The following is a 20,282-nucleotide window of genomic DNA, read 5'->3' on the forward strand; positions in this document are numbered from 1 at the left end:
TTTCAATGAATATTGTACATCCATACCTTTTGCAATTTTCTGATATGTCATCCATCCCATCTTCAGCACGGCGGCTTTGTGCAATGGCTTTGCTGACAGTGCTCAGTTTTGGTATACATACGCCGACTGTCCATGCAACTGCTCTGCAGGCAGAAGCTGTAGTTGGCGACACGCCGGTATCTGCAAAAAAAGTGATTACTCATGATGTCTATGCCAACTGGCGAAGCATACAAGGCAATGTACTGAGTCGTGATGGTAACTGGGCCGCTTATGCACTGGTTGGACAAGAGTCGGATGGTGAGGTGGTAGTTAGAAATCTCAAGGATGGTCGTGAATGGCGTGCACCGCGTGGTACTGCGCCAGCATTCAGTGCTGATGGTCGCTATCTGGCTTTTGCAGTCACTGCCACGCGCGTCGAACTGGACAAGGCAAAGAAAGAAAAAAAGAAGGGTGACGATCTTCCCAAATCCGGTTTGGGCATCATGGATTTGTCCACTGGCAAAGTGGAAAATATAGATAGAGTAAAACGCTTTGCCTGGCCGGAAGAAGGCGGTAACTTCCTCGCCGTTTTGTTGGATGCACCGAAAGAAGTCAAAAAAGACGCTAAGAAAGAAGTTGAAGGCGCGAGCAAGGACGACGACCAGCAAGCAACCCCGGATGCAACTTCCGCAGCCGCCAAGAAAAAAGTATCAGGCACAGAATTTTTATTGATCGACATCGCCAATACCAAACGCACTTCCTACAAGGATGTGGCAGACTTCATCTGGTCCAAGAATGGCGAATTACTGGCCTTTAATGTGTTGACCAAGGATGTCAAGGGTGCTAAAAAAGAAGGTGCCCGCGAAGGTGTTTACCTGATTAGTCCGCAGGAAACCACGGCACGCTACGTTATGACAGGGGCTGGCAGCTACAAGCATTTATGTTTTGATGAGGCAGGGCACCAGTTGGCTTTTGTCAGCAATCGTGATGACCTGGCGAAGAAACACGCTGAAGCCGATAAGATGGACAAGAAAACTGCAGATGCAGATGAGGCTGATAAGGCTGACAAGCTTGATAAAGCAGATAAAGAAATCACTGCTTTCAAGCTTTATTACTGGCACGTCGGTGATAGTGAAGCCAAAGCCATCGTCACCGCCGATACAGTCGGGTTGCCAGCAGGCTGGCTGCCCAGCGAGCACGGCAGTCTGAGTTTCAGCAAAGATGGTCAGCGCCTGTTCTTTGGTACAGCAGAACTGGCAAAAGCAGAACCTAAAGATGCGCCGGAGCCATTCAAGGTTGATCTCTGGCACTGGAAAGACCCAGAGCTGCAATCCATGCAAAAGGTCAAAGCTGAAAAAGAAAAACAGCGTAGTTACAAGGCTGTGTTTCATATAGGCGAGCAGCGTTTTGTCCAGCTCGCCAATAAAGCCATTCCCAATGTGCTGGTCAACGACAATCCACGTTTTGCGATGGGTGCAAGTGATGTGCCTTACCAGATGCAGCAATCCTGGGACGCTCTGTATCACGATGCTTACGCAGTAGATTTGCAAACCGGCCAGGCACGCTTGCTGGTGCAAAAATTGCGCTACGTTCCCAGCTTGTCGCCTGGTGGAAAATATGTGCTGGCTTTCGATGCGAATATCAGCACCTGGTTCAGTTGGTCAACTGCGGACGGCAGCATGGCCAATTTGAGCGGCAAAATCAAGGCACGCTTTGAGGACGCAAAACGCGATACGCCAGAAGCCAAGGATGCCTACGGCTTTGCTGGCTGGACCGAAGACGATGCCAGTGTGATCTTGTATGACCAGTTCGACCTGTGGGAAGTCAATCCACAAACACAGGCCAGTCGCAACCTGACTGCTGGTTATGGCCGCAAGCACCAGCTTGAATTGCGTTATGTTCCCCTTGATGCAGAGAAAAAACCGCCATCAGAAGAACCATCACCAGTTGCAGAAGCCAAGGCACTACCTACAGAATCATGGATACTTGCCGCCACCAATGAAGGTGACCGTTCTACCGGCTATTATCAGCAAAACCCCAAATTAGGTGAGCCCGTCAAACTGATTCATGCTGACAAAATGATCTCTGGTCTGATCAAGGCAAAAAATGCCGATATGGTCTTGTTCACGCAGCAGAGTTTTGTCGAATTCCCGGATTTGTGGACGAGTAATCTGCACTTGCAGTCACCACAAAAAATCAGCAATGCCAATCCGCAGCAAGCACTATACAACTGGGGTAAGCAAGAGATGATTGAATACACCAGCCTGGATGGAAAAAAGCTGAAAGCCTTGCTGGCCAAGCCTGAGAATTTTGATCCGGCAAAGAAATATCCGATGATGGTCTACATCTATGAAAACATGTCGGATAATCTGCATCGCTATGTACCGCCTGCACCAGCTCAAAACATCAATGTCACCCGTTATCTGAGCAATGGCTATATCGTGTTGCGTCCGGACATCGTTTACAAGACCGGCCATCCTGGCAGGAGTGCTTATAACGCTGTGATACCGGCAGTGCAAAAAGTGCTGGCGCAAGGCTATGTTGATCCCAAGCGTGTCGGCATACAGGGTCATAGCTGGGGCGCCTATCAGGTCAATTATCTGATCACGCAAACCAATATGTTCCGTGCGGTGGAAGCTGGCGCATCCATGGCGGACATGATCAGTGGTTATGGCGGCATACGCTGGGGCACAGGCATGAGCCGCGCTTTCCAGTATGAAAAACAGCAAAGTCGCATAGGTGGCGCACCCTGGAACAAGACTGCGGAATATATAGAGAATTCACCGATATTCCATATCGACAAAGTACAGACTCCTTATCTGACTATCCATAATGATGATGACGATGCAGTACCCTGGTACCAGGCTATAGAATTCTTTACCGCCTTGCGTCAGCTGGGAAAGGAAGCTTACTGGTTTAATTTCAACGGTGAAAAACATGGCTTGAAAGAGCGTGACAATATGAAGTATTACACCGTGCACATGGCGGAATTCTTTGACCATTATTTGTTGGGTAGTCCGCGTCCGGAATGGATGGACAAGCCAGTGCCTTATCTGGAGCGGGGGAAGAGGGATGTGATGGGGCTATTTAAGCCTGCGGGTGTGAAGGCTGAATAGTCAGCGCTGCGAAGTGGGCAGAGTGGGATCGGTCTCAGTCGATAAACGGCAAACTAAATATCGTCGCTCCAGCGAAGGCTGGAGCCCAGAGGCGTTCGCCGCATACCGTTTCATTAATTAAACCGATTAGCCTTCGTGGACGCAAGCCGGGTCTCGGCCCGGCGGCCGAGATACTTTCTTTTGCTTCGCCAAAATAAAGTATCCAAAGAAAAGGCGACCGCAGACTTGCCCTTCGGGTGCTTACGCTACGCTTCAGCACAATTTGTGCATCACAAAAAATGGGAAAGCTTCGAAACTCGCTGCGCTCAAACACGAAGCTTTCTGGTCCATTTTCTGTGAAGCACAAATTGCTACGTCCCAAGCGGTTGAAAATCAACTGCACAGGCAACAGCAACAGCAACAGCAACAGCAACAGCAACAGCAACAGCAACAGCAACAGCAACAGCAACAGCAACAGCAACAGCAAACCTGCCACGACATTGTTCGTAAGCTCAAGCGTCATCCTTCTTGATCACATACCGCTGCAATAATCCAGTTCGGGCAGAATGGATTTTTAGCGGAAATCTTGCAAATAAAATACTGGTTCTCCAAAAAGTTAAAAAATGTCGTAAACGTACAATACATGCTGCAAACAAGCGGGTAGCATCTACATCATGCATAAGACCAAGATGAACAGCCAAGCGCAAACGCATATCTGGCCAGCCAGTGGGCAGGTGGCGGAGCATGTGTTGATGTATGTGGGGCGGGATACCCGTGGCTGTGGGCTGAATGGGCAGGATCAATTGAATCATTTTCCTGCCTCGCCTTTTTGCTGTATTACCTGGATGCTGGAAGGGGAGGTTTGTCTGGTACAGCAAGGTAAAACCGGGCGTGACCAGCGTTTGCCGCAGATATTTCTGGCGGGTTGTCAGAGCCAGTATGGGGTTTCCATGAACATCGGTGAGCGGCATAGTTTTATGGCAGTGTTTTATGCAGATGCTTTCCATGCCTTGTTTGAACTGGATTTATCGACAGTACAAGACCGCTTTGTCGATGCCATGGCAAGTTTGAATTCGCAGGGGCGCGCTTTACTGGAAGCGGTTGCCTTGGCTGGGGATGATGCAGAGCGACGTCAACTTATAGAATGTCATGTGATGCAATATGCCAGCCCTCTGTGTAGCAACCCCTGGTCACGCTTACGCAAAATGGGGCAGAACTTGAGCTTGCGCCTGAGCTGTAGTTTGCTTGGTGTTGGTGAGCGCCAAGTGCAAAGACGGGCCAGAAAGGAAGCAGGTTTGTCTTTATTGGGTATGTCCAGATTATGGCGTGCCAAGCGTAGCCATAGTCAGGTCTTGCTTGGTCTGGCACAGGGACATGCGCCGAATTGGGCTGAACATGCAAACGCCCAGGGTTATGCAGATCAATCTCACCTGATCCGGGATTGCAAGGATATTTCAGGGCGCAGCCCACAACAATTGTTGAACGATGCTAGGAACAGGGAAAGTGACTGGATGTATCGTTTGTAAACCTAGAGAACAAGAATGTATGAATACAAATCAGCGCCTGCACTCCCTTGATAATCTCAGGGCCATCATGATGTGGTTGGGCATTGTAGTGCATGTGTCGGTCAATTATATGGTGAATCCCGCACCTACGCCATGGCGCGACAGCCAGACCAGTTTACTGGCAGATTTATTGATTATTTTTATCCATGCGTTTCGCATGCCGGTATTTTTCATATTGGCGGGTTTTTTTGTTGCCATGCTGGTTGCCAGGCGCGGAACAGAAGCTATGTTAAGGCAAAGGGTGCGCAAGCTGGTGTGGCCTTTTATATTGTTCTGGCCTGTGCTATTTATTGCCATGGGTTTGCTGGTGGCGGTGTATGCACATTTGAATGCGTATGGAACGATAGGTGTGGACTTTAGCCTGATTCCGCCAATTCCAGGCCGTCCCCAGATATCGCTGCTGCATTTGTGGTTTATCTATTACCTGTTTTTGTATTGCCTGGTGTATGCATTGCTGCTGCGCCTGTCTGCCACTTTGCCATCAGGGTGGCAGGAAGGCTTTGCCAGAAGCTGGAGAATATTGGGCGTGAACTGGTGGGGCATATTCTTGCTGGCCTTGCCACTTGCCTTGGCTGGTGGTTCTTATCGCAACGGTATGGTGACACCGCTGGGTTCGTTCTTACCTCATCCTGCAGAGTTTATACATAGCGGGATGTTTTTCACATTTGGAGTTTTTCTTTATCGTTACCAGGAAGAGTTGCTGAAAAATTTTGTGCGCAAGAGCTGGCTTTACCTGATTGCCGGTTTACCTGTGCTCATTCTGTTTTTGGGAATGAGCAAAAATTTGGGTAGTGCCGAATCAACCGGCTTTGGCATACAGTTGGCAATGGCGTATTTATATAATTGCGTCAGTTGGCTCTGGAGCTTTGCACTGATTGGATTATTCCTGCGCTATCTGCCAGACCAGAATCGTGTGCTCACGTACATGGCAGACAGTTCTTACTGGGTCTATCTGGTACACATGCTGGGAACCATGGGTTTTGGTATTTTGTTATATCACAGCCCCTTAGGTGCTGCAGCAAGAATGATTTGTAATATCCTGCTCACGACATTTTTTTGCCTGCTTAGCTATCATTTTCTTGTGCGTCACCGTTTTATGGAGCGCTTTTTAAATGGTGGTGCACAAAAAACGACTGTCAGTCCGGACACACCAGTTCAGGAAATGTCTTCCTGAATCGGAACTATATTTCGTACTTATTGATCCAATGCTTTCTGATATTTGCTAACGGCACTTGCTTTAGTGCATTATGTAAGCATCAATATATAACGTTAGCAGGATAGGGAGTATGGATATGCAAACTTCAACTAACAAGGTCAGTATGCCTGGAATGCCCAGCGGGCACGGTGCGCGCTGGTGGAAGTCTTTTGGTCCGCAAATCGTGGTCGGTCTGGTCGCCGGAATACTGGTTGGCCTGGTGGCTCGCAACATGGGCATGCAAGGGACAGAAGCGAACTGGTTGCAAGTCAGTCTGGGTGCAGTGGGCAACGCCTATGTTGGCTTGTTGAAACTGATGATTCCACCCCTGATTCTGACTGCAGTGGTCAGCAGCATCGCTAATCTGCGCCGCTTGCAAAATGCGGCGCAACTGGCGACACAAACCTTGATCTGGTTTGCCATTACTGCTTTTATTGCCGTTGCCATCGGTTTGGCGATTGGCCTGCTGGCGAACCCTGGTGCCGGTGCCGTAGTCGATGCGACCAAGGCAGGCGCGCCAGCCAGCGCGGGTTCCTGGTGGGCATTTTTAAATCAACTGCTGCCGGGGAATATCCTGGGGATGACAGCCAGCAGTTCAGTCAAATTGGTGGGGGAAAAGGCAGTTGCGAGCACACAGCTTGGTTTTAATGTTTTGCAGTTGCTGATGATTTCTATTGCCGTGGGTATTGCTGCAATCAAGGTTGGTGACCGTGCAGAACCTTTGCTGCGTCTGGTCGACGCAGTTGGCGGTGTGGTGCAAAAAATATTGTGGTGGATCATTCGCCTGGCACCGTTAGGCACCCTGGCTTTGCTGGGGAATGCAGTCGCCAGTTACGGTTGGGATGCACTGGGTTCACTCGCCAGTTTCAGCGCGTCAGTGTATGCAGGCTTGCTGCTGGTGCTGTTTGTCGTGTATCCCATACTGATACGTATACATGGGCTGTCAGTGCGCCAGTATTTTAGTGGTGTCTGGCCAGCAGTGCAGCTTGGATTTGTTTCGCGGTCCTCCATGGGCACTATGCCGCTGACTGAGCGTGTCACCGAACGTTATTTGGGTGTGCCGCGTGAATATGCGGCCTTTGCCGTACCCCTTGGTGCGACTACCAAGATGGATGGTTGCGCTTCAATTTATCCGGCGATCTCGGCTATTTTTATCGCGCAGTTTTATGGCCTGCATCTTGACGTCACGCAATTAGGCCTGGTTGCCCTGGTATCTGTGCTTGGATCTACTGCTACTGCGGGTACCACCGGTGCTACGGTCATGTTGACGCTAACCTTGTCTACCGTTGGCTTGCCACTCGAAGGTGTGGGTTTGTTGCTGGCGGTGGAACCTATTATTGACATGGGGCGTACAGCAATCAATGTCGCTGGTCAGGCCCTGGTGCCAACCATCGTGGCCAAACGTCTGGGTTTGTTAAATATGGAACTTTACAATGCGCAACGTACGGCAGAGGCACTTGAAGCAGAACCTGTAATACATTGAATCTGTAGCAGGCCATGCTATAAGTATTTGCAATATCCCTTTGACCAATGCCTGAAGCATTTGCGATCAGAAGAAAAAATCGCACAATAAACCCATTTTAATATAAAGGTGTTTACCTAAGTATTAACCTGGACTATATTGATGAGCATGATTGCTCATCACATACAACTCGACAAGCAGCTTGACCGACTGTTTTCTGCTCTCGGCGATACAACACGCCGTGCGGTACTGGCACGCCTGTGTCAGGGGCCGGCAGCGGTGAGCGAACTGGCGCAGGATTTCGATATGGCGCTGCCTTCATTTACCCAGCATTTGCGGGTACTTGAAGATTCTGGCCTGGTGATGTCGGAAAAAAGGGGCCGGGTCAGAACGTATCAACTAACACCACAGGCGTTAAAAGAGGCCGAGCTTTGGCTATCCCACCAGCGTAGCGATTGGGAAAAACGCTGCAATCAACTTGATCATTATCTGAATAAAATGAAGGGGAATCGCGATGTCTGAACTTATTGCAGAAGAGCACAAATTCGATCTGGTGCTGGAAAGAATTGTCGATGTCCCTCCTTCGCTGGTATGGGCGGCCTGGACGACACCTGCCCACCTGCTTGAATGGTTTACGCCTGCTCCCTGGAAAACCGTAGATTGTGAAATTGATTTGAAAGCTGGTGGCATCTTTCGTACGGTCATGCGTTCACCTGAAGGCGTTGATCACGACAACGTTGGTTGCTATCTTGAAGTCGTCCCTGGCCAGAAGCTGGTGTTCACCGACGCTTTAGGTCCTGGTTTTCGCCCTACTGGTCATCCCTTTATGACCGCCATCATCACATTTGAAGCCCATGATACTGGCACAAAATATAAGGCGGTCGTTTTGCATAAAAACGCAGAAGACAAACAAAAACATATGGATATGGGGTTTCATAAGGGATGGGGGACAGCACTCGATCAACTGGTCAGCCATATGAAAAAACTTAATTGATGGAAAACAGAGCACATGCGGCATGAACTCGCTTTTTTACATACCTCGCCGGTACATATAGCCAGCTTTGAAACCCTGGTGCAGGAAATGGTGCCAGGACTCAAGGTACATCATCATGTAGCCCCGTCCTTGCTGACAACTGCTCAACAGTTTGGTACTGCAAATGCGGTACTCATCAAGGATGTAGAAGACGCGATGCGTGAGGCTGCCGCAAGTGGCGCACGCATGGTGGCGTGTACTTGTTCAACCATAGGCGGGGTGGCAGAACGCATGTCCGGACAAGCAGGCTTTCAGACAGCCAGAATTGATCGTGCCATGGCTGACCTTGCAGCTACGCTTGGGCCACGTATCTTGTTGGTGGCCGCATTGGAAAGTACCTTGATGCCGACTACAGAATTACTGATGGAGTCAGCGCATGTCTTGGGCAAGCAAATTGCCGTCAGCAATTTGCTGGTCAACGATGCATGGTCACATTTTCTGCAAGGCGATAGCGATGCGTATCTGCAAGCAATCAGCACTGCAGTCAGGACAAAGACGCAAGACAAGGCGGCAGATATCGGTGTCATTGTATTGGCACAGGCATCAATGGCAGCTGCTGCGCTGACCTTGTCTGATATAGGCAAGCAAGTTTTATCCAGCCCCAGATTGGGTGTTGCACGCGCAATCTGTTTTTTACAAAAATAGGACATACGCAAAATCGCCCCAGCTGCGTTGCAGCTCCTAGCCGTACTAAAGTACTGTCTTCGTCGCTGGCGCCTTGCTGGGACAGTTTTGCGTAAGTCCTAAAAAACTTTAAACGCCTTCTCACTATCCGGAGCTGCCATACATTTCTTCGCGTGCCTAACTTTGCTGATAAATCGCAAACACTGCGCCTTGCGGGTCAGCCAGAACTGCAAAGCGACCAGTATTGGGAATATCACTAGGCGGTACATACGTGGCAGCACCCAGAGCCTGAGCTTTTGCTACAGTGGCATTACAGTCTTCTACACTGAAATAAGCCAGCCAGTGTGATGGTTCCATGATGCCATCCGGTAAGGCCATCATGCCGCCTATGGGAGTGTCATTTTGCTGCCACTCGGTATAGGTCATGCCGCCACCTGTGCCGGTGTTGGCACCCCAGCCAAACAAGGCGGTGTAATATGCCTCTGCCGTTACCGTGTCACTGCTATTGAGTTGTCCCCAGCAAAAGGCACCAGGTTCATTGTGGATACCCATGCCGGTGTTCTTGCCAGGTTGCCAGATGTTATGAAATGCCCCGGTAGGGTCTTTCAACACCGCCATGCGACCCAGATCATACACATCGAATGCAGGCATGACTATTTCCCCGCCTAGTTCTGCACATTGTTTTGTCGTTGCTTCCGCATCTTCGCTGGATATATAAATCATCCAGTGTGGCGGTACGCCAGCCTGACGTTCCGCATGCAGGGTATAGGTGGCAGCGGCGTCATTTCCATTGAGCTGGAAAATGGTGTACACGCCTTCCGGTCCCATGTCCTTGTCATTGGCCGTCCAGCCGAAAAGTTCGCCATAAAATGCCTTGGCGGCTTTTTGATCATTGGTGGCAAGTTCTACCCAGCAAAATGCACCGGGTTCGTGTGAAGTGACGGTACTCATGTTGATATCTCCCTCAGGTTGGAAACAGGATGTGGACACAATTTCAGTGGCGCAGAGCGCGGGCAGAGCTTGCAGAATTATATGCTTCCAATGCCAGATTGGAATATTTATCTGCTAATCCCAGCCCATTAACTTGATGATCATATGAAGTGGAAGTTTGACTCGCCATGCTGTTATGCGGCGTGTAAGAACCTGATGTTATGCTATAGCCTTGATCCGCACCGATGACATTCCAATTCCAGATGAAATTATTTCGCCATTATCTTTCCATATTCAGTTGTACCTGTATATCGGCATTCCTGTTTTTGGCAGGCAACTGCCATGCGCAAACAGTCGCCTTCACTTTTGATGACGGCCCTCAGCTTGAGCAAACTCCAAAGTTCAGCCCGCAGCAACGCAATCAAGCCATGCTGGATGCACTGGCAAAACATGGTGTATCCGCAGCTTTGTTTGTGACAGCCGCAAATGGAGCGAATCAGCCAGCCGGTTACGCACTTGCCAAAGCCTGGTCCGATGCCGGACATGCGATAGGCAATCACAGCATGACGCACCCTGATCTGCATAGCGAGAAAGTCAGTCTGGCCCAATACCAGCAAGAGATACTCGACTGCGACAAGATTATCAGTGCCTTGCCTGGTTACCAAAAATGGTATCGCTATACTTATTTGCGTGAAGGTAATACGCCAGAAAAACGTGATGGCATGCGCAATTTTTTAAAACAGCACAATTATAGGAATGCCTATGTCAGCCTGGATACCAGCGACTGGCGTTTAAACGAGAAATTAACAGAAGTGCTGAAGAAAAATCCACAAGCTGATGTCACCTCCATCAAGCTGGCTTACCTTGCCCATGTGCGGCAGCGCGCCGAAGCTTATCGTGCCTTGTCATGGCAGTTACAAGGGCGCGACATTCCACAAATCATGTTGATGCACCATAATCTTATCAATGCCATGTGGTTGGATGATGTGATCAGTCAGTTCCGTGACATGGGTTGGACCTTCACTACACCAGCAGCAGCTTTTAAAGATACTGTGTACCAATTGATACCAGAACGTGCAGCAGCAGGTCAGAGCCTGTTGCTATCCATGGCAAAAACATTGGGACTGGGCAAGTTTACTGGATGGGAAAGGCTGGTTGATGATGCTGATTTTGAAATTGAGGCATTGAAGCAACAGGGCTTATAGTGAGACCGATAGAACTCAGGCATTATATAAACTGACTTTGGTATATGATTGATTGGCACGGTGCAACAAGCTGTTGTCATCATGAAATGACCTGTTCAGTCAGTATAGTGTGAGGATATTGTTGGTCAGCAAGATATCTGCTTGTACAGTGTATTTCTCACAAAAGATGCCTGAGGTTGATCCGCTTGGATACTTCGTTTGACAGTCAGAATAACAAGCCACATGACAGCCAGCATGTGTTGGCACTCTACCGCCTCATATTGTCAGGTATTGCCAATAAAATTTCCCATGATGAATTATTGCAGCAGTGGCTTGGCTGTCTGGTGCGACAATATTCAGGTTACCTGGCAATTCTGCTGCTGGCGGGATCCGGTGAAGACCGGCCAGCCGAATTGTTTGCAGCCGGGTTGTCCAAGGATCAACTGGCCAGCCTTATTCCCCAGTCAACTGCTAAAGAAATGCTTAAGTTATTGAGTACACTGGCAGAAGGTGCAGAGGTGTCAGTTGCTTTGCTGGAAGCCAGTATTTTTCGACCACATCTGACGCATATATCAACTACCACACAGTTATTACCCGTCAGTTGCCTGCCTGTCAGGAATGCCAGGCAAGTCTTGCTGGGTGGGTTAATTCTTTTCAGGCAAGAAAACCATCCATTTACTGAATTGTCAGAACACACCTTGTCTGAACTTCCCGGCATGATCACCACCATGATTGAATATGGGACTGATCGGCAAAAGATTCAGGCAGCGCATGAGGCGGCGAGCAAAAGCCACGCCAGCATGATGCGCATGGCATTAGCGATAGAAGGTAGCGCAACCGGCATCTGGGACAGGGATATTGTATCAGGCGAAATTCATTATTCACCTGGCTGGAAAGCCATACTCGGTTATGCCGAACATGAAATATCCACCCGCATAGAAGAAAGTTATACGCGTCTGCATCCAGACGATAGGGATTACGTGCAGGCTACCATACAGGCCCACTTTGAAGGTAAGACAGAAAATTACGCAGTCGAACACCGGGTACGTTGCAAGGATGGCAGTTATAAATGGATATCCAGCCGCGGCAAAGTGGTCAGCCGGGCAGAAGATGGCAAGCCCCTGCGTATGCTGGGTACCACGACTGACATCACGGCCATGCGTACCCTGTCCGAACGTCTGCAACAAAGTGTTGATCTGGTGACCTGTCTCACCAATGAAGTACCTGGCCTGGCCTATCAATACCGCATGCTGCCAAATGGCGATGAGTGTTTTACCTATGTCAGCGAAGGCATCCACGATATTTATGAGCTGACACCGGCGCAAATGAATGAATGCCTTGAGGTGATCCACGAGCGTATTCATCCCGATGATTTCCCTGCTTATCGCGCAGCTATTCTGGCATCATCAGGCCGGCTGGAACATTTGCATCACGAATATCGCGTCAACTTGCCGCAACAAGGCATGCGCTGGCGTCAGATGGATGCGCGTCCACGTCGCTTGCCAGATGGTGTAACCATATGGCATGGCTTTATCACCGATGTTACCGAACACAAGCGTATAGAGCAGGAATTGCAGGAACTGGCTACCACAGACTTTCTCACACAAATTCCTAACCGGCGCAGCTTCATGGGTCGCATGGAAGAAGAACTGGCCAGAATACAGCGTGGTGCCAGTAATGCATCTGCGGTGTTGATGTGTGACCTGGATAATTTTAAAGCCATTAACGACACGTATGGGCATGCTGCAGGTGATTTGGTACTCCGGCATTTTGCCAATATCCTGCATGATGAATTACGCAAGACAGATTACGCCGGTCGGGTAGGCGGAGAAGAATTTGCCGTTGTTCTGGCCGGTGCGAATGTGGCAGAAGCGACAGTGTTCGCGCAAAGGGTACAAAAACAAATGCGCGACACACCTGTCAATGCGAATGGGCAAATTATTCCTGTCACAGTCAGCGTAGGCATAGCCGTCATGCAGGCCAGCGATATCGACGCGGATGTATCGCTGTCACGTAGCGACATGGCCTTATATCAGGCCAAGGAAAGCGGGCGCAACCGTATCATCGTAGCTATCGAAACGTGAATCAGGCGTGTGCCAGCCATTCCTCGCGGTTTATCACATATACCGCCGTATCCATGTCGTTCCAACGCTCTATGCCACGATACCGCATACCCAGTTTTTTCATGACGTGGGCCGAAGCCAGATTTTCCTGATGGCAGATTGCAAATAAGGAATCACCCTTAACAGTTTCGAAGGCAAATTCAGTCATGATACGCGCAGCTTCCGACGCGTAACCCAAATTCCATTTGTCCTTACGCAGACGCCAGCCTATTTCCAGTGGATTGGCGGGGTCTCGTCCCAGATATTGTATGCAACCGGCACCGATGATTTCATTAGTGCTGAGTTCAATAAAGCTCCACCAGGAAAAACCAAATTCTGCCCAGCGCCCTTTGACTCGTTCTATGACTGCCAGGGTTTCTTCCGGCGTTTCTGGCTTGCCTGTGATGTAACGCATGACTTCTGGCTCACTGTTCATGCGTGAAAGCCCTTCAAAATGGCTGTCAGTAAATGGTTCCAGGCGCAGGCGTGCAGTCGTGAGTATGGTCATGGTTTGATAAATTGAGGTGGACAGGCGATCAAGTGTAAGCTTGAAAGTTGGCCGTTTCAAGTGCGTGTGGAGGTCCCACGAATTTTTGCAGGTTTAACACAATTGCTCAGGCTCGCAATACGTCCCGGACAAACACGGTAAGGTCGCTTGATTGCGGCATGACGCCCGCCTGATACATCATGTCGCCAACGAAGCCGCGATGGTAAGTGGAATGATTGACGACATGCAGCAGCATTTCCTGGCAGCTCATCACTCCCTGACCACCGCCGATGAAATTGAAGTGGATGACGCGTTCCAGATCAGCTTCACTGAGATCAAGAGTGAAGTCACGATACCACTGATCCATATTCTTAACAGCATTCCACAAGTCATGTAATGGGGGCGTGTTGTCAGTATTGCGATCCAGGTAACCATGCTGCTGCCCCAGTAAATGCGCACGAAACACATCGTCGATCACGTAGATGTGATTCATTGTGTGCAGCATGTTGCCAAAGCGCGTCGCTCTGGGACGCAATATTTCTTCCTCTGGCATGGTACTGAGCATGGAAAACATTTTGTCATCTGCCCAGGCCTTGTAGTGGGTCAGCATACGTATGTTCGACAGTGCAGTCATGGTTTTTGCTCCAGTGCTTAAAGTTAATGATGTTGGATTTCTATCCTTTGTCACATGCAATGTAACTCATGGATACATAGACTCCATCCCTGATGCCACCGGAATGAGCATAAGGCTTTTAAAGTATTGAAAGTAGATACAGATGAATGCAATCGGGACAGATACAAACTTTGACCCGCACAATCTGAAGTGTGAGTTTGAACAAATATCCCGCGACGGATCGCAAACTGGACTTGAAGCCCACACGCGGGAATTTTGGCAGCAATAAATTTGATGGGATTTATGAAATGGTAATCAAAGTCCTTGGGCGCAAGTCACGACTTTTCTGGCGTAATTGAGCGGGCATATTATCGTGAGCTGCAATGATTTTGAATATACTTACTACACGTGCCAAATTCATTGCCTGCTCTTGCATGCTTTCTGATGCTGCCGCTGCTTCTTCCACCAGGGCAGCATTTTGCTGAGTTACATCGTCCATTTGAATGATTGCTTTATTAATTTGTTCAATTCCTGATGTTTGTTCATCGCTGGCCGAAGTTATTTCGCTAATGATGTCTGTCACGTGTTGGACACTGGTGACAACTTCATTCATGGTTATCCCTGCTTGACTAACAAGTTTGGCACCCGCTTCGACTTGCTCCACGGAGTTGTTAATAAGAGATTTAATTTCCTTGGCAGCGGCTGCTGAGCGTTGAGCCAAATTACGCACCTCGGCAGCAACTACCGCAAAGCCGCGCCCTTGCTCACCAGCACGTGCAGCTTCAACAGCCGCGTTGAGCGCCAATATGTTTGTTTGAAATGCGATGCTATCAATTACGCCAATAATATCGACGATCTTTTTGGATGATTCATTGATGGAACCCATGGTGTCAACTACCTGTGAAACCACCAATCCTCCTTTAACGGCAACTTCCGATGCTGATTTGGCTAACTGATTCGCCTGACGTGCGTTATCAGAGTTTTGCTTGACTGTGGAAGTCAGCTCTTCCATGGATGATGCTGTTTCCTCCAGCGAACTGGCTTGTTCTTCGGTACGTGAAGACAGATCCTGATTTCCTGTAGCAATCTGACCAGATGCAGTGACCAGCACATCCGTACCGTTGCGTACTTCCAGGACAATTTTATTCAAACTACTATTCATATCTTTCAGCGCCAGCATCAACTGACCAGTTTCATTTGTTGAATTTGCCTGAATGTTAGCCGTCAGATCACCGTCCGCTACTTGTCTTGCCAAGGTGACTGCTTCGTTCATTGGTTTTGTGATGCTACGCGTAATGGAATGCGCGATGACAATGGAAAGTACCAGTGCCGTCAAGGTAATCCCAAACATAAGTTGCTGCGCATTTTTGAATTCGGCTTTACCAAATCTTGCGTCTTCCGACATTTTGTCTGCCTGGAAATCTGTCATTTCTGTTAAAAGTTTGACATATGCCAATTCCGTCTGCTGTACAGCTTGAGTGAGAAAGACTTTCGCTTCATCTTGCTTTCCCGCTTCCAGCATTGCTAACAATTGTTTTTGAGTGGCAAGATCCTTGCTACGGGCATCCATAATGGCGGTGAATATTTCCCGTGCCTTAGGTATGTTGATGATCTTGTCGAAGGTATCTAACAATCCCTTGTTTTTTGCCCTGATTGCATTCATGGTGTCGCTTGCAATTTTCAGACCTTGACTGTCACTCGCCAGGATGGCATTGCGCATTTGTTGGTGTATGAGTGAAACGTTATATTTTATTTCTGTAGCCAGAGTAATTTTCTTATAGCGGTCTTCCAGCATATTGTCCATTCGCTGTTCAGCCTGTTGCATACGCGAAATGGATAACAGCACAAGCATCACCAATAGCATGATTACAAAACCAAATCCCGACCAGAGCAGGGTAGCGATTTTCAGGTTTCTCATTTTCATTCCCTTTTTTAGCTGAAAAAAAAGTCATACCGTGAATATATTTGCTAAAGGCATTGTTAGTTCTTAAGCAGCTTTCAATACGAGGTTCAGCAGCGTTGGCTTATATATGAATGCGGGTTTGGTATTGTAGAAGTTACTAAAAATGGAGTTGCAAAAAATTTGTTCAGTTGCAAGAGCGAAGACACATTTTATTGGTTGAATGGCGGTATGAGCCGTTATCAACGTTATCTTGACTCTGGCAATCTATCCAATCTGACTTACCTGTGATTTCATATTTAGCGTATTCAGTATTTATTTCAAGGAACAAATGCTTGCACCTGCCGTTTCGACGGTTAAGGATTGTTAAGACAGGAAACGATGTTGTTAAATTGGCGCTATTTGAAATTGTGCCAACTTTAGCTTTAGGCAAAAAAACTGCTAATCAAGTGTTAAACACTCATTAAGTGAGGCTGCTACTGCCGTAGAACCTGTTTCTGTAGCGAACGTCAGCGGGGTCAGGGCAACAGTAAGGGTAACTAAGCGCAGCGCTCTGGTACATGGGCATGTTGAGCTGCACACGAGCCCCGATTGGACTCCGATTGCGCATGCGCATTAAGATCGTACACAGGTTCTTGGCAGGTCGCTAAAATGGCAGATTTTTATAGATGAAATGAGTTCTTACGCTAGCGGGCCAATTCTGTTTGATTTGCCTGACATAGTTGAAAAAGCCACCGGATCGTCTGATTCTGATGGCTTTTTACTTCAGTAATAACAAGTTGAAACTTATGATGACTTATTTTTTGAACTTCGCTTCAGCAATACGATCAGCAACAACGCTGGTTGGCAAGCCTTCTGCATCGGCGCGGGCAAATATTTCTGCCAGGGTGTCACCAATACGGTGCACGTGGGCGACCATGCCGTCTTCCGGCGTGTTCAGGTATTCGTAGCAGACCTTGATAATGCCACCGGCGTTGATGACAAAATCAGGTGCATACAAAATGCCTTTTTGACGACAGATTTCACCCATCTCTGGTGTCGCCAACTGATTGTTGGCACCACCGGCCACGATCTTGGCTTTCAGGCGTGACAGCGTGTCCGGATTCAATGTTGCACCCAGGGCGCATGGTGCATAGATATCGGCTTCGGCATCATAAATGGCGTCGATGGCAACCGCTTTTGCTCCCAGTTCTTCTTGTGCGCGTTTCAGTGCTGTCTGATCAATGTCGGTAACGATGAGCCTGGCACCGGCTTCTTTCAATTGGCGTGCATAGTCATAACCGACGTGACCCAGGCCTTGCAGTGCTACGGTCAGGCCATCAAAGCTGTCGCGCTTGAAATGGTGTTTTACTGCAGCCTGGGCTCCAACAAAGCAACCCAATGCAGTGAACGGCGATGGGTCACCGCGGTCACCCAGACCAGCAACGTACTTGGTTTTGCTGGCAACGTGAGCCATATCGGCCGGGCTGGTGCCGACATCTTCTGCTGTCACATAACGACCACCCAGGCGTTCCAGGGCTTCACCCAGGGCTTCAAACAGAGCCGGACTCTTTTCCGTTTTGGGATTGGCAATAATGACGCTTTTGCCGCCACCAATAGGCAGGCCGGCAACTGCATTCTTGTATGTCATGCCGCGCGACAGGCGCAAGACATCACGCACGGCTTCAGCTTCATCTGCATAATTCCACATGCGGCAACCACCCATGGCAGGGCCAAGATTGGTATTGTGGACAGCGATGATGGCTTTCAAGCCGGATTTGGCTTCGGATGCGAACACGACTTGTTCGTGGTCGTCAAAATTGATTTCATTAAATACAAAGGCGGTCATGCTTATGGCTCCGCGCGGATTAACCGGTCAATCCACCTGATCAGGCAGATGCGGTCATGCCGCAAAAAAATTAATAAATTGAATAAATTTTTGGTGCTGACATACAAATAAAAACAGCCTTTGATCACTGGTTGGTGTAATCAAAAGCATAGTGCGGTGATTGTGTCACGCGCTGCGCAGTATAGGGGAAGAGAAGGGGAAACTCAATCTTGCCAGGCGGCTAAGGCTCAGGCGGCAGTGTCGATTTGCGTAAGATCAAGCAATTCTTGCAAATAGCGCTCCTGGGTTTTCAGGCAAAAACCGCTGGAATAAGGATTCATGAAGCCATGCTTGCTGCCTTTGACCAATTCCGCAGCATGACCGCGCCGCTGACGCAGGTCGCTGACCAGTTCTGCGGGTTCAAATGCGGCTTCCTGCTCGGCAAAAATCAGGCGCAGGGGACAGACTGGCTGAATATCACGGTGGTCACGTATGCGTGAACCATAAAACAGTACCGCCTGCTGCAGATTTGCCATGGCAGGATTCCCACTATTGAGCCATAAGGCGCTGGCACCGGCACTAAAGCCTATGGCATAACGCAGACTGGATTGATTGTCTTCAATAAGCTGTGACAATTTATCTGCATAGGCGGCAACCCCGCCCTGGGCGATAAATGCATGATAAGCCAGCGTTTCAGCCGGGTATTGTATTTGTTCGCCGGAAAATGGCGAGGCAATCAGACAAGGTAAAGGGAATTGCCGGGCAAAGCTGGCAATCGCCGGTGTATTACCAAAAACATCCGTAACGATGAGCAAGACAGGTGGTGACACAGATACAGACACAATAAGCAACTGAATTGAAAGCGAAAGAGGGCGCAGCCTACCGGACTTACTGCCAGATTGCAAGCAGTACTGATATAGAGTGTACTTCTCTTGGTGAAATCAGATTCAGGTATTTCCTGAAAGGGAATCAGGGAAATAATGCTTGATTGACACCACTGCACCTGCTCATGGATACTGCGTAATATATTGGAACTTTTTGTTACAAATCAGGTTCTTAAAACCTTATCCCCATGATTCTACGGAGCCCCACTATGTTGCGACCCAGTCTGATGCGACCCAGTCTGATTGTCTTGTCCCTGGCCCTGGTTTTGGGTGCCTGCAACAGAGGGGGAAAAGACAGTAAAGAATCAGATCAGGCAAAAGCTGCCAAGGCATTGGACAAACCTTTACTGGTGACGGAAGAGGATTTACAGCTTATACAAAACAGTGCCCTGTCTTCCGGCCCTGTCATTACCGGTTCAATACAGCCTGAACGCAAGGCGGATCTGCGGTCTGAATTATCTACCGTGGTCTTGCAGGTGCTGAAAGAAAATGGCGAAACAGTCAAACGCGGTGATTTGCTGGTGCGTCTGGATGATACCTCTATCCGTGACAGCCTGAATTCAGCTGAAGAAGCAGCCCGGGCATCGGCACAGACACTGGAGCAGGCAGAACGCCAGTTCCAGCGCCTGAAAACCCTGCGTGCTTCTGGCATGACATCGACACAATTGCTGGAAGATGCAGAAATGCGTCGTAATAATGCACAAAGTGATCTGGTTGCGGCCAAGGCGCGTACGGTTCAGGCCAGACAGCAATTGCAACGCACCGAGGTCAGGGCGCCATTTGATGGCGTCGTCAGCGAACGCAAGGTATCTGCCGGGGATACCGCGCAGATAGGCAAGGAGTTGGTGAAAGTGATTGACCCGACCAGTATGCGTTTTGAAGGTCTGCTGTCTGCCGACAAGGTCAACAATGTCAAGATCGGGCAAATGGTCAGCTTCCACGTCAATGGGTATGGCAATCAAGGCTTTACTGGCAAGGTCAAGCGCGTCGATATGGCTGCAAATGCCACCACCAGACAGGTTGAGGTGCTGGTGGCATTTGCAGACAACAATCCACCACGCGTGTCTGGTCTGTATGCAGAAGGACGGGTCGAAACTGGCTCCACTCAAACCCTGATGATCAAGAACACAGCCTTGTTGAGGGATGGCGACAAAGCTTACGCCTGGCGCGTCAAGGATGGTTTGCTAAAGAAAGTCAGCCTGGTCGTTGGTGAACGCGACCCGCGCCGTGGTGATTTTGAAGTCCGTAGTGGCTTGGTCAATGGTGACAAGGTGATACGTAATCCGGTATCCACTTTAATTGACGGTCAAAAAGTACAGATGATTGCCTCCGTCGCTTCCAACGTACCCACTGTAAACGCGTCAACTGCCGCAGCGGTGGATACTCCGGCGGCGGCATCCACACCACCAGCCGGGAAATAAG

17 protein-coding genes are annotated in these 20,282 nt (G+C 49.1%); 10 read left to right on the forward strand and 7 right to left on the reverse strand.

What is annotated here, in order from left to right:
* Positions 1–44: 44 nt before the first annotated feature.
* Entirely contained in the window at positions 45–3,095 is a 3,051-nt protein-coding gene (locus AC1RVX_RS22380; protein ID WP_493218789.1) for a S9 family peptidase, read from the forward strand.
* A gap of 34 nt (positions 3,096–3,129) precedes the next feature.
* On the opposite strand, the gene AC1RVX_RS22385 is transcribed toward AC1RVX_RS22380, so the two are convergent.
* Positions 3,130–3,570 carry a hypothetical protein gene (locus tag AC1RVX_RS22385; protein ID WP_493218790.1) on the reverse strand — a complete coding sequence of 147 codons (441 nt, stop codon included), beginning with the start codon at positions 3,568–3,570 and terminating at the stop codon, positions 3,130–3,132.
* 178 nt (positions 3,571–3,748) lie between these two features.
* Here AC1RVX_RS22385 and AC1RVX_RS22390 point away from each other — a divergent pair, with 178 nt between their 5' ends.
* The 6 genes from AC1RVX_RS22390 to AC1RVX_RS22415 all read left to right on the forward strand — a co-directional run bounded on the left by AC1RVX_RS22390 (position 3,749) and on the right by AC1RVX_RS22415 (position 8,974).
* Complete coding sequence (locus tag AC1RVX_RS22390; protein ID WP_493218791.1) at positions 3,749–4,600, forward strand: helix-turn-helix domain-containing protein; 852 nt, start codon at positions 3,749–3,751, stop codon at positions 4,598–4,600.
* Between the two features lie 19 nt (positions 4,601–4,619).
* Entirely contained in the window at positions 4,620–5,813 is a 1,194-nt protein-coding gene (locus AC1RVX_RS22395) for an acyltransferase family protein (protein ID WP_493218792.1), read from the forward strand.
* 118 nt (positions 5,814–5,931) lie between these two features.
* Positions 5,932–7,317, forward strand: a complete 1,386-nt coding sequence (locus AC1RVX_RS22400; RefSeq protein ID WP_493218793.1) for a dicarboxylate/amino acid:cation symporter — start codon at positions 5,932–5,934, stop codon at positions 7,315–7,317.
* 141 nt (positions 7,318–7,458) lie between these two features.
* Positions 7,459–7,818, forward strand: coding sequence for an ArsR/SmtB family transcription factor (locus tag AC1RVX_RS22405; protein ID WP_493218794.1), 360 nt, complete (start codon positions 7,459–7,461; stop codon positions 7,816–7,818).
* Positions 7,811–8,290 (forward strand): SRPBCC family protein, encoded by a 480-nt coding sequence (locus AC1RVX_RS22410; protein WP_493218795.1) that lies wholly within the window; start codon positions 7,811–7,813, stop codon positions 8,288–8,290. Before AC1RVX_RS22405 ends, AC1RVX_RS22410 begins: the two co-directional genes overlap by 8 nt.
* A 15-nt stretch (positions 8,291–8,305) precedes the next feature.
* Positions 8,306–8,974 carry an Asp/Glu/hydantoin racemase gene (locus AC1RVX_RS22415; protein ID WP_493218796.1) on the forward strand — a complete coding sequence of 223 codons (669 nt, stop codon included), beginning with the start codon at positions 8,306–8,308 and terminating at the stop codon, positions 8,972–8,974.
* A 156-nt stretch (positions 8,975–9,130) separates the two neighbouring features.
* Here the strand turns inward: AC1RVX_RS22415 and AC1RVX_RS22420 are convergent, their stop codons facing one another.
* The gene (locus AC1RVX_RS22420) at positions 9,131–9,904 is read right to left on the reverse strand and encodes a VOC family protein (protein ID WP_493218797.1); all 774 of its coding nucleotides are present in this window, start codon (positions 9,902–9,904) and stop codon (positions 9,131–9,133) included.
* Between the two features lie 242 nt (positions 9,905–10,146).
* Between AC1RVX_RS22420 and AC1RVX_RS22425 the strand changes: the two genes are divergently transcribed.
* Together AC1RVX_RS22425 and AC1RVX_RS22430 are read left to right on the forward strand one after the other, a co-directional pair.
* Positions 10,147–11,088 carry a polysaccharide deacetylase family protein gene (locus AC1RVX_RS22425; protein ID WP_493218798.1) on the forward strand — a complete coding sequence of 314 codons (942 nt, stop codon included), beginning with the start codon at positions 10,147–10,149 and terminating at the stop codon, positions 11,086–11,088.
* 185 nt (positions 11,089–11,273) lie between these two features.
* Positions 11,274–13,151, forward strand: a complete 1,878-nt coding sequence (locus AC1RVX_RS22430) for a sensor domain-containing diguanylate cyclase (protein WP_493218799.1) — start codon at positions 11,274–11,276, stop codon at positions 13,149–13,151.
* Between the two features lies 1 nt (position 13,152).
* Here the strand turns inward: AC1RVX_RS22430 and AC1RVX_RS22435 are convergent, their stop codons facing one another.
* From AC1RVX_RS22435 to AC1RVX_RS22455, 5 genes are all read right to left on the reverse strand, one after another.
* Positions 13,153–13,677: a GNAT family N-acetyltransferase gene (locus tag AC1RVX_RS22435; RefSeq protein WP_493218800.1), complete on the reverse strand. Its 525-nt coding sequence runs from the start codon at positions 13,675–13,677 to the stop codon at positions 13,153–13,155.
* 106 nt (positions 13,678–13,783) lie between these two features.
* Entirely contained in the window at positions 13,784–14,290 is a 507-nt protein-coding gene (locus AC1RVX_RS22440; protein WP_493218801.1) for a DinB family protein, read from the reverse strand.
* Between the two features lie 280 nt (positions 14,291–14,570).
* On the reverse strand, positions 14,571–16,187 hold the full coding sequence (locus AC1RVX_RS22445) for a methyl-accepting chemotaxis protein (RefSeq protein WP_493218802.1): 1,617 nt from the start codon (positions 16,185–16,187) through the stop codon (positions 14,571–14,573).
* 778 nt (positions 16,188–16,965) lie between these two features.
* Entirely contained in the window at positions 16,966–17,997 is a 1,032-nt protein-coding gene (locus AC1RVX_RS22450; RefSeq protein ID WP_493218803.1) for a Glu/Leu/Phe/Val family dehydrogenase, read from the reverse strand.
* A gap of 227 nt (positions 17,998–18,224) precedes the next feature.
* Positions 18,225–18,818 (reverse strand): dienelactone hydrolase family protein, encoded by a 594-nt coding sequence (locus AC1RVX_RS22455; protein WP_493218804.1) that lies wholly within the window; start codon positions 18,816–18,818, stop codon positions 18,225–18,227.
* A 251-nt stretch (positions 18,819–19,069) separates the two neighbouring features.
* Here AC1RVX_RS22455 and AC1RVX_RS22460 point away from each other — a divergent pair, with 251 nt between their 5' ends.
* Entirely contained in the window at positions 19,070–20,281 is a 1,212-nt protein-coding gene (locus AC1RVX_RS22460) for an efflux RND transporter periplasmic adaptor subunit (protein ID WP_493218805.1), read from the forward strand.
* The last annotated feature ends 1 nt before the right edge of the window (position 20,282 follow it).

The organism is Undibacterium sp. GW821-FHT11B02 (assembly GCF_058808955.1).

Excerpts from the sequence above, each read along its gene's own strand:
- AC1RVX_RS22395 (WP_493218792.1), top strand. The coding sequence starts at position 4,620 with ATGAATACAAATCAGCGCCTGCACTCCCTTGATAATCTCAGGGCCATC.
- AC1RVX_RS22450 (WP_493218803.1), bottom strand. The coding sequence starts at position 17,997 with ATGACCGCCTTTGTATTTAATGAAATCAATTTTGACGACCACGAACAA.
- AC1RVX_RS22425 (WP_493218798.1), top strand. The coding sequence starts at position 10,147 with ATGAAATTATTTCGCCATTATCTTTCCATATTCAGTTGTACCTGTATA.
- AC1RVX_RS22410 (WP_493218795.1), top strand. The coding sequence starts at position 7,811 with ATGTCTGAACTTATTGCAGAAGAGCACAAATTCGATCTGGTGCTGGAA.
- AC1RVX_RS22435 (WP_493218800.1), bottom strand. The coding sequence starts at position 13,677 with ATGACCATACTCACGACTGCACGCCTGCGCCTGGAACCATTTACTGAC.
- AC1RVX_RS22420 (WP_493218797.1), bottom strand. The coding sequence starts at position 9,904 with ATGAGTACCGTCACTTCACACGAACCCGGTGCATTTTGCTGGGTAGAA.
- AC1RVX_RS22460 (WP_493218805.1), top strand. The coding sequence starts at position 19,070 with ATGTTGCGACCCAGTCTGATGCGACCCAGTCTGATTGTCTTGTCCCTG.
- AC1RVX_RS22390 (WP_493218791.1), top strand. The coding sequence starts at position 3,749 with ATGCATAAGACCAAGATGAACAGCCAAGCGCAAACGCATATCTGGCCA.
- AC1RVX_RS22415 (WP_493218796.1), top strand. The coding sequence starts at position 8,306 with ATGCGGCATGAACTCGCTTTTTTACATACCTCGCCGGTACATATAGCC.
- AC1RVX_RS22445 (WP_493218802.1), bottom strand. The coding sequence starts at position 16,187 with ATGAGAAACCTGAAAATCGCTACCCTGCTCTGGTCGGGATTTGGTTTT.
- AC1RVX_RS22380 (WP_493218789.1), top strand. The coding sequence starts at position 45 with ATGTCATCCATCCCATCTTCAGCACGGCGGCTTTGTGCAATGGCTTTG.
- AC1RVX_RS22400 (WP_493218793.1), top strand. The coding sequence starts at position 5,932 with ATGCAAACTTCAACTAACAAGGTCAGTATGCCTGGAATGCCCAGCGGG.
- AC1RVX_RS22405 (WP_493218794.1), top strand. The coding sequence starts at position 7,459 with ATGAGCATGATTGCTCATCACATACAACTCGACAAGCAGCTTGACCGA.
- AC1RVX_RS22440 (WP_493218801.1), bottom strand. The coding sequence starts at position 14,290 with ATGACTGCACTGTCGAACATACGTATGCTGACCCACTACAAGGCCTGG.